The organism is Pseudonocardia sp. McavD-2-B (assembly GCF_024124365.1).
Classification (GTDB): Bacteria; Actinomycetota; Actinomycetes; order Mycobacteriales; family Pseudonocardiaceae; genus Pseudonocardia; species Pseudonocardia alni.
Map to the genome: position 1 here is coordinate 1 of NZ_JAMXSG010000249.1, position 8,995 is coordinate 8,995.

Genomic DNA, 8,995 nt, shown 5'->3' on the forward strand with positions numbered 1-8,995 from the left:
GGGGCGGCGCTGCTCGTCCTGCGCCCCGACCTGCTCCCCGGCACCGCACCCACCGTGACCCCGGCGGCCGCGCCGGTGCCGGTGGTGGTCGCCCCGGCCGCGGCACCGGTCGTGATCCCGCCGACCACCTACGTGCCGGGCTACAGCCCGTCGCCGACGACGTCGCTCACCGAGCAGGCCGCCGCCGACAGCCCGCGCGTCGCCGCGACGGCCGGCTACTGGGTCCCGCAGCTGTCCTCCAAGCGCGCCGGCACCAGCGACGGCGGCATCACCTACGACGAGCAGGGCATCCTCGACCACTACCGCGGCCTCGCCGCGCAGTACCCGGGCGCCGCGCTGGTCTGGTCCGGCGACTGGCCGGTCTTCCGCAACAGCGACTACTGGGTCGTGGTCGTCGCCCAGCCCTTCACCACCGCGGCCGGCGCGAACGCCTGGTGCGACGCCCAGGGCTTCGGCTCCGACGACTGCTTCGCCAAGAAGATCTCCTGGAGCGACGGCCCCCAGGGATCGACGGTGCACCGGTGAACGCGCCGTACGCGCCGCGTCAGCGGACGCCGCTGCCGGACGGGCCTGTCCTGTTGCCGTGGCGGGCGTGGGCGCTGCCCGTCGTCGGACGTCCGTGACCGGAATCCACTCGGCCCCGCCCGCGTCCGCGCCTACCGTCGACCCATGACCTCCGACGCGCACGGCACCGAGATCCGTACCCTCGCCGAGCTGCAGGGGATCACCGGGCAGCCCATCGCGCCCGCGCTGGCGAAGGAACGCGACCACCTCGTGGACGTGCACCGCGCCTGGCTGGCGGCGTCCCGGTTCCTGCTGCTGGCGACGTCGGGCCGCGACGGCACCTGCGACGTCTCGCCGAAGGGTGACCCGGCCGGTTTCGTGCACGTCGTCGACAACCGCACGGTCGCGATTCCCGAGCGTCCCGGCAACGGCCGCGTCGACGGCTGGCGCAACGTCCTGGAGAATCCGCACGTCGGCGTGATCCTCCTGGTGCCGGGCCGCAACGACACGCTGCGCATCAACGGCCGGGCCCGGCTCGTCCGGGACGCGCCGTACTTCGACGAGCTCGCTGTGAAGGGCCGCCGGCCGCTGCTCGCCTGCGAGGTCGCGATCGACCAGATCTACTTCCACTGTCCCAAGGCGTTCCTGCGCTCCGAGCTGTGGGTGACGACGAGCTGGCCCGAGCCGGACGCGCTGCCCTCCACCGCGCAGCTCGCCAAGCGGCTCGCCCGTCCCGACGAGCCACTGGAGAAGATCGAGGAGTACTACGGTGCCGGCTACGCGGCCCGGCTCTACTGAGGGTCGCGCAGGTTACATCGAAACCGCAGGTCAGACCCTGCACAATGGGGAGACGTGACACCCCCCGTACCGCCGCTGCGGCGGTCCCTGCGTGCCCTGCTGTCCGCCGTCCTCACCGCGCTCGCGATCCCGGTCGTGCTCGCGGCGGGTGCTGCGCTGCCACCTGCCGCGGTGGTCGTGGGGATCGTGCTGGCGGTGGTCGTCGCCGGGGTGGCCCGCACGCTCTCCTGGGTGGCCGGGGAGCCGATCGGCGAGCGGGCGACGGCGCTGGCCGTGGCCAGCGGCCTCGGCGCGGGGACCGCGGCGATCGCGCTGGGCGTGGTCGCGGTGTTCGCCGGCCCCGCTGTGCTGGTGCTCGTCCCGTTGCTCACCGGGGCCGGGGTCGCGACCTGGTGGGTCGCCCGCCGGGACGTACCGCCCGCGCTCTGACTCCATGATCACCGGTTGTGGAGTCCGGAGTGCACTCCACGGCCCCCGCGCTCCACAAACGGTGATCATGAGGCCGCACGGCGACTGCCACACGCCACCGGTCACGGACCGTCGTCGCACGGAATGGCACGAGAGACTGTTCCCCGGAGACGACGAAGGCCCAGGCTCGGCGGGAAACCTGCCGCTGACCTGGGCCTTCGTGTTCTGAGCGGATGACGGGAATCGAACCCGCGTATTCAGCTTGGGAAGCTGATGTTCTACCATTGAACTACATCCGCATGGCGTGAGATCACCCTAGCACCACGATCCGCGTACCTGTCACGGACCTCCCCTGCCCGGTCGTCGCACGATCCGACCACCGGGCGCGCGTGTCTCGACCCGGCCGCCCGGTCCGCGCACACTCGTCACCGTCGGTCAGACCTCGGCCGGAAGGCGACTGCGATGACGGTGTTCGACCCGACGTCGGGCGACGTGTCCGGGTTCCCCCCGGACCACGAGCACGACGTCCTGCTCATCGCCGGCAGCCGTCCCGAGGTCGCCCGGCTCGCCCCGGTCGCCGGGGCCGTCGCGGCGGCGGACCGCATCCGTGGGATCACCGTCGCCACCGGGCCGGACCCGATGTCCGTCCACGAGGCGTTCGAGGCACTCGGTGTCCCCACCGACATCACGATCCTGCTGCCGCTGGAGACCGGGCCCGGCATGGCCGACGTCGCCGCGGCGCTGTTCACCCGGCTCGACCAGCTGCTCGTCGACCAGGACCCGTCCGCGGTGCTGGTGCACGGTGGTGGGCTGGCGGCCGAGGTCGCGGCGACGGTCGCGTTCTGGCGGCGGATCCCGATCGTGCACATGCAGGCCGGCATGGGTACCGACGACCTGTTGTGCCCGTTCCCGCAGGAGGCGCACCGGCGGGTCATCGGCCAGCTCGCGTCGCTGTTCCTCACCACCAGCGGCTCCGCGCTGGGCAGCCCGCTCGGCCCGAACGTGCTGACGATCGGCGACACGATCAACTCGCTGCCCGGCCCCCGGCACCAGGGCTGTGTCGACGCGCTGGAGCGGATGCACGACCAGCACCGCAGGCTGATCGTCGTCGACCTGGCGAGGGCCTCGTCGTCGCCGGTCCTGCGTGGGATCGCGGACCTGCTGGAGCGGTACCCGCGGATCGAGATCGTGCTGTTCGGCGCGCTCGCCGCGGGGGAGGCGGCGCAGTCGCTCGGGACCCACCCGCGGGTGACGGTCGTGGCCGAGCCGGCGCTGCCCGACCAGCTGGCCGTGCTCACCGCGGCGACCGTCCTGGTGAGCGACGACCACGAGCTCGTGGTCGACGCACCGGGTCTCGGTACCCTCGCGGTCCTGGTCGACGGGCCGAACGTGCCGCAGCCCGGCGACTCGATCCGCAGCATCGCCGCGCACGACGCGGCCGCCGCCGTGGCGCAGGTGCTCGACGGCGACCACGGGCGCCGCGCCGCCGCGTCGGACGGGTTCGAGGCCGCCCGCGCAGAGCAGGCCGTCGCCTGGATGTTCGGGCTGACCCGCTCGCCGCAGCTGCCCGACGACCTCGTCGGCGGCGGCCGGCACAGCCCCGGTGAGGTGGAGTCGGACTCCGAGGAGTCCTCCGAGGCGTGACCGGGGGCCCTGGATAGGGTGTCGGCGTGCTGCTCTCCGACGGTGACCTGCGCAAGGACATCGAGTCCGGCCGGCTCGTGCTCGACCCGTGGGACGTCGAGATGCTCCAGCCATCCAGCGTCGACGTCCGGCTGGACCGGTACTTCCGCGTCTTCCAGAACTCGCGCTACACCCACATCGACCCCGCCCAGCAGCAGGACGAGCTGACGACCCCGGTGGAGACACCGGACGGCGAGTCGTTCGTGCTGCACCCCGGCGAGTTCGTGCTGGGCTCCACGTTCGAGCGGGTCGGGCTGCCCGACGACCTGGCCGGACGTCTGGAGGGCAAGAGCTCGCTCGGCCGTCTGGGTCTGCTGACCCACTCCACCGCCGGGTTCATCGATCCGGGCTTCACCGGCCACATCACCCTCGAGCTGTCCAACGTGGCGAACCTGCCGATCACGCTGTGGCCGGGGATGAAGATCGGGCAGCTGTGCCTCTTCCGGCTGTCCAGTCCGGCCGAACGGCCCTACGGCACCGAGGGCGTCGGGTCGCGCTACCAGGGGCAGCGGGGCCCGACGCCGTCGCGCGCGTTCCGCAACTTCCACCGCACCGACACCCGGCGGGCCTGAGCTCGTCGCGCCGTCGGGGGTGACGGCGTCGCTACGCTGGGCGGTGATGGACGCCGACCGCAGCTCCCCGGACCCGTGGGCCACCGGCCGCCGTCGGAGTGGCCGCCCCGACCGCGGCGTCCGCCGCGCCACCCCACCCCGGTACGACGACGCCGCTCCCGACCCGACCGGGCGTGGTGTCCCCACCCCCGGCACACCCGCGCCCGGCGCCGCCGGCGAGACCGCGGCCGGTGAGGGCGCGGGCCGTTCCGAGCCCGCCACCCCGCCGGACCCCGGTACCGAGCTCGTCGTGTCCCCCGTGGCCCCCCCGGAACCCGACCCCGGCTCACGCGCCCTCACCCGCCGGCCCGCACCCGCCCCCGCGGACCCGCCACAGGCGGACCGCGGGACGGCGGAACGGGACCCCTGGGCCCCGTGGCGCCGCCTGCGCCCCCGCACCGTCCGCGGTGCCACCGCGCTCGGTCTCGCGGGTGCCGCGATCCTGCTCCTGCCCTTCCTCGACGACCCGGGCCGCTGGTGGGTCCCGGTCGGCCTCGGGTTCGGCACCCTGGTCCTGCTGGCCCTGCTGCGGCTGGACCGGCTGCTTCAGGGGTGGGCACCGCACGTCGCCGGGGTCGTGCTCGTCGCGGCCCTGGTGAACGGCACCCGGGAGAACCCGTGGGCGTGGGCGCTGGCCCTGTCGGTGGGGGTGATCGTCGCCGGAGCGCTGCTGCTGCCGCGCTGGACGGTGCTCGCCGCCGGCGTGGTGCTCCTGGTGGTGTCCGGGGTCGGCTACTCGTTCCGCTCGGCCGAGATCCGGCAGGACCAGGCCCGCGTCGACGCGCAGGCCGGCGCGCAGTTCCGCACCGACCTCGGCGTCGCCCGCCCGCAGCTCGCGCTCGTCTCGCTGGACACCGGGGTCGCCTCGTCGAACCCGGCCCGCGTCTGCCGGCTCGTCCAACCCGCCGCGCTCGACCAGCTCCGCGCCGCGACGGGTTCGGCGGGCTGCGAGGACGCCGTCGCCGTCCTGCACGGGCGGATGCCCGCGGGGGCACAGGTCACCGTCCCGGACCGGCGTCCGGACCCGGAGGTGGCGGTCGGCTCCACCACCGCCGTCGACGCCTGCGGCTCGGCGTGGGGCGCGGCCGCACCGCAGCTCGGCCGCGTCGTCCTCACCCGCACCACCCCGACGACGTTCCAGGTCAGCTCCTTCACTCCCTGCTGACCCGCACACGACGACGGCCGGGCACCCCCTGCGGGGTACCCGGCCGTCGTCGGTGGTGGGTCAGTTCTCGTTCGAGCGCTCCGGTGTCGCCTCCTCCGGCGACGACCCGTTGCTCGACCCGTTCGCCGTGCCGTTCCCCGACGACGCCGGGGTGCCGGTGCTCGACGCGCCGTCCGAGCCGGACGGGGTCGGGTCCTGCTTCGCGGCCTCGTCGGCCACCTCGTCGGCCGGGGTGGCGGTCCCCGGGGCGTCGGTGGTCGGCGCGCTCTGGCCCTCGGTCTCGGGCTGCGGCTCCGGCGCGGTGTCGGCAGGGGCGTCGCCCCGCTTCACCGCGGTGAGCAGCATCTGCGAGACGTCCTGGACCTGCACGGCCTCACCGGCGGTCTGGTTCACGCCGTCGGTCATCATCGTGCGGCAGAACGGGCAGCCGACCGCCAGCGTGCCGGACGGCTCCGAGCCGCCACCGGCCTCGGTGAGGGTCTCGGCGGCCTCCTCGGCGCGGGTGAAGTTGATGCGCTTGCCGATGCGCTCCTCCATCCACATCCGGGCGCCACCGGCACCGCAGCACATCGACCGGTCGCCGTGCCGCGGCATCTCGGTGAGCGTGGTCGTTCCGGCCGCTCCGGTCGCGTTGATCAGCGCGCGGGGCTCCTCGTAGACCTCGTTGTGCCGCCCGAGGTAGCAGGGGTCGTGGTAGGTGACCGGGCCGGTCTCCTCGCCCGCCGGGGCCGACACCGGGACCAGCTTCTTGTCCCGCACCAGCTTGTTGAGCAGCTGGGTGTGGTGCACGACCTCGTAGTGCCCGTCGAGCTGGGGGTACTCCCGGCCCAGGGTGTTGAGGCAGTGCGGGCAGGTCGTGACGATCTTGCGGGTGCCGGCCTCGCGGCCCTCGAACACGGTGTTGAGGGTCTCGACGTTCTGCTGGGCGAGCATCTGGAACACGAACTCGTTGCCCGAGCGGCGCGCGGGGTCACCGGTGCAGGTCTCCCCCGAGCCGAGAACGGCGAAGTTCACCCCGGCGCGGTGCAGAAGCTCCGCGGTGGCCCGGACGGTCTTCTTCTGGCCGTCGTCGAACGCGCCGGCGCAGCCGATCCAGAACAGGTACTCGGTCTCGGCGTCCAGCTCGCTCTCGACGACCGGGACCTCGAAGTCGAGGCCCTTGGTCCACTCGAGGCGGTCCTTGGCGTTCTGGCCCCAGGGGTTGCCCTTGTTCTCCAGGTTCTTGAACAGCGAGTTGAGCTCGGTGGGGAATTCGGTCTCGATGAGGACCTGGTAGCGGCGCATGTCGATGATGTGGTCGACGTGCTCGATGTCGACCGGGCACTGCTCGACGCACGCGCCGCAGGTGGTGCAGGACCACAGGATGTCGGGGTCGATGACTCCGAGGACGTCCTCACCGCCGACCAGCGGCCGGCCCGCGGCCTCCAGGGCGTCGACCGGGATGGCCTTGAGCCGCTCCTCGGCGCCCTCGCCGGTGATGCCGACCTCGTCGCCCGCCATGTCGCGGCTGCCGCCGGCGAGCAGGTAGGGGGCCTTCTCGTAGGCGTGGTCGCGCAGGGCGTTGACCAGCAGCTTCGGCGACAGCGGCTTCTCGGTGTTCCACGCAGGGCACTGCGACTGGCAGCGGCCGCACTCGGTGCAGGTGGTGAAGTCGAGCAGGCCCTTCCAGGTGAAGTCCTCGACCTTGCCGACGCCGAAGGTGTCGGTGTCGGGGTCGGCCTCCTCCAGGTCCAGCGGCTTGCCGTTCGACATCATCGGCCGGGTCGCGCCGAGGGCCTTGTAGCCGTCGTCGTTGCGCTTGAAGTAGATGTTCGGGAACGCGGTGAACCGGTGCCAGGCCACACCCATCGTCGGGGTGAGCGCGATGACGATCAGCCAGACCGTCGCGGACAGCACCTTCACCGCGGCGAAGACGGTGACCAGCGTGGTCGAGGCGGGCAGGACCGCGGACAGCGCGTAGGAGACCGGGGCGGACCAGACCGGCACGTCGAACGCGCCCAGGGAGATCTTCGCGCCGCGCACCACCAGGATGCCCAGGCCCTCGAGGAACACGATCGCCTCGACGAAGTAGGCGCGGCCCATGTTCGAGCCGTAGAACCGCGACATCCGGCCCTGCCGGTTCGGGTTGTTCGCCTGGCGGATGACGATCAGCGCGGCGATGCCGACGACCGTGCCGACGCCGAGGATCTCGACGAACAGCGAGTACACCGACCACTGCCCGATCAGCGGCAGGTGGAAGGTCGGGTTCCAGACCTCGACGAAGGCCTCGATCAGCGCCAGGAACAGGCCGCCGAATCCGACCATGACCAGCCAGTGGACGATGCCCACCTTGGTCCACTTGAGCATCCTGGTGTGACCCAGGGTCTCCTTGAGCATCGTCGCGAACCGCGGCCCGAACGGGCCGGTGCGCGTCGGGTCGGACTCACCGAGCCGGATGATCTTCACCATCCGGGTCACGGTCATCGCGACGAGGGCCACGGCGACGATCGCCGACAGCACGGTGACGATGCCGAGCGTGTACTGCACCCAGGTCATCTGGAGGAACCTCCCTGTTGAACACCCAGCGGTCCCTGCCGGAGCGTGGTGCTGCCGTGACGGATCGGGACGGGAAACGATGAACCGGTCCGGTGGCGCGCGTCGGCGAGGGCGCGGTCGGGGGCGCACGGATTACCGTGCCGCCGGGACCGGGCGGGCCTCTCCATCGCAGTGCCTCCTCGGACCTCGTCGCCGCACTGGTGTGGTGGGGTGCGACGACGGTCGGGCGAAGGGTAGTGCGCCCGGCCTGGGGGCGCCCGACCCCGTCATGGTCGGGTCGTGCTTGTTACCGAACAGTAGCCAAGGACGACCATGACATCTCGGACCGGGGCCGGTCCCGCGGGGAGACACGAGTCACGCCCGATCGGCGCTGGTCCGACCGTGTCGACCCGATCGCGCAGCGTGGCGCACCGGTGGGCCGGGTGGCTCAGCCCCTAGGATCCCGTACGGGTCTCGTGGTCTACTCGCCTGCGGGAGCGACCGGGACAAGCGGACTGCCGCAAGGAGGAGCTGTGAAGACCTCGTACGAGGCGATCCAGCTGGTACTCGCCCAGGGCGGACAGCTGACCACGGTCAACCTCCGCGACTGGATCACGAACAACATCGTGCCGCTGATCCTGCTCGCGATCGCCGTCATCCTGCTGTGGATCGGTGGTCGTGGTGACAACGCCGGCGTGGCCCGGCGCAGCATCGGACTGCTGGTGGGTCTGATCGCACTGGGCATCGCCGTGACCGGCAGCGGTCCGGCCATCGGACAGGCGCTGGCCAACCTGCTCGTGACCCCGGGCTGATCCGTGCTCGTTCGCACGGACGACGAGGTCTACCGCGTCGACGCCGTCTGGCTCGGGCCGCCACGGGCCACCTTCCCCTGGCGCGCCCGCTACGTCAGCTACGGCGTCGGACTCCTCGTCATGATGCTGATCATGTTCGTCCAGCGCCGGCTCGGTATCGGCCTGGACTTCTTCTCCGTGGCCTGGGCGCTCGTCGGCACCGTCGCGATCACCCGCCTGCTCGGTAAGAAGATCGACTACGAGCGGCCGCTGGGTCAGGTCCTCGGCCAGTTCTGGGCCGAGGTGACCGGGCCGCGGGCCGGTCGGAAGGCCGCGGGCGGCTCGGTCCGCGCGGGGCACGTCCGCGTCCACACCACCCGTGCCCACCCCGGCGTCCCGTCGGCCGGTGGCCGGACCCCCGCGCTGTCCACCGCGCAGCGCACCCGGATCGACGCCGCGGGGACGCGACCGCCGGTCACCGTGGACGCCGTCGTGGACACGCCCGCCACCACCGCTCCGGT

Annotated in this window: 9 protein-coding genes and 1 tRNA gene; 8 read left to right on the top strand and 2 right to left on the bottom strand. The window is 72.6% G+C overall.

Annotated elements, in window-relative coordinates; translation table 11 throughout:
- The 3 genes from NH602_RS24410 to NH602_RS24420 form a co-directional block, all read left to right on the top strand.
- On the top strand, positions 1-525 hold a 525-nt coding region (locus NH602_RS24410; RefSeq protein ID WP_253069002.1), incomplete at its 5' end, for a hypothetical protein.
- A 144-nt stretch (positions 526-669) separates the two neighbouring features.
- Positions 670-1,302, top strand: a complete 633-nt coding sequence (locus NH602_RS24415; RefSeq protein WP_100880745.1) for a pyridoxamine 5'-phosphate oxidase family protein — start codon at positions 670-672, stop codon at positions 1,300-1,302.
- 54 nt (positions 1,303-1,356) lie between these two features.
- Complete coding sequence (locus NH602_RS24420) at positions 1,357-1,731, top strand: hypothetical protein (protein ID WP_073576068.1); 375 nt, start codon at positions 1,357-1,359, stop codon at positions 1,729-1,731.
- Between the two features lie 207 nt (positions 1,732-1,938).
- On the opposite strand, the gene NH602_RS24425 is transcribed toward NH602_RS24420, so the two are convergent.
- Positions 1,939-2,009, bottom strand: a tRNA-Gly gene (locus NH602_RS24425).
- Between the two features lie 163 nt (positions 2,010-2,172).
- On the opposite strand from NH602_RS24425, the gene NH602_RS24430 reads away from it, so the two are divergent.
- From NH602_RS24430 to NH602_RS24440, 3 genes are read left to right on the top strand one after another with little or no spacing between them, the layout of a single operon-like run.
- The gene (locus NH602_RS24430) at positions 2,173-3,354 is read left to right on the top strand and encodes a UDP-N-acetylglucosamine 2-epimerase (protein ID WP_073576067.1); all 1,182 of its coding nucleotides are present in this window, start codon (positions 2,173-2,175) and stop codon (positions 3,352-3,354) included.
- Positions 3,355-3,380: 26 nt separating this feature from the next.
- Positions 3,381-3,965: a dCTP deaminase gene (gene dcd / locus NH602_RS24435; protein WP_062398841.1), complete on the top strand. Its 585-nt coding sequence runs from the start codon at positions 3,381-3,383 to the stop codon at positions 3,963-3,965.
- A gap of 46 nt (positions 3,966-4,011) precedes the next feature.
- Positions 4,012-5,169 carry a hypothetical protein gene (locus NH602_RS24440; RefSeq protein ID WP_253069003.1) on the top strand — a complete coding sequence of 386 codons (1,158 nt, stop codon included), beginning with the start codon at positions 4,012-4,014 and terminating at the stop codon, positions 5,167-5,169.
- Positions 5,170-5,229: 60 nt separating this feature from the next.
- Here NH602_RS24440 and NH602_RS24445 read toward each other — a convergent pair whose 3' ends face one another.
- Positions 5,230-7,704, bottom strand: coding sequence for a heterodisulfide reductase-related iron-sulfur binding cluster (locus NH602_RS24445; protein ID WP_253069004.1), 2,475 nt, complete (start codon positions 7,702-7,704; stop codon positions 5,230-5,232).
- A 512-nt stretch (positions 7,705-8,216) separates the two neighbouring features.
- On the opposite strand from NH602_RS24445, the gene NH602_RS24450 reads away from it, so the two are divergent.
- Positions 8,217-8,495, top strand: a complete 279-nt coding sequence (locus NH602_RS24450; protein WP_020622502.1) for a hypothetical protein — start codon at positions 8,217-8,219, stop codon at positions 8,493-8,495.
- Positions 8,496-8,498: 3 nt separating this feature from the next.
- Positions 8,499-8,995: hypothetical protein (locus tag NH602_RS24455; protein ID WP_253069005.1), on the top strand; the 497-nt coding region annotated here is incomplete at its 3' end.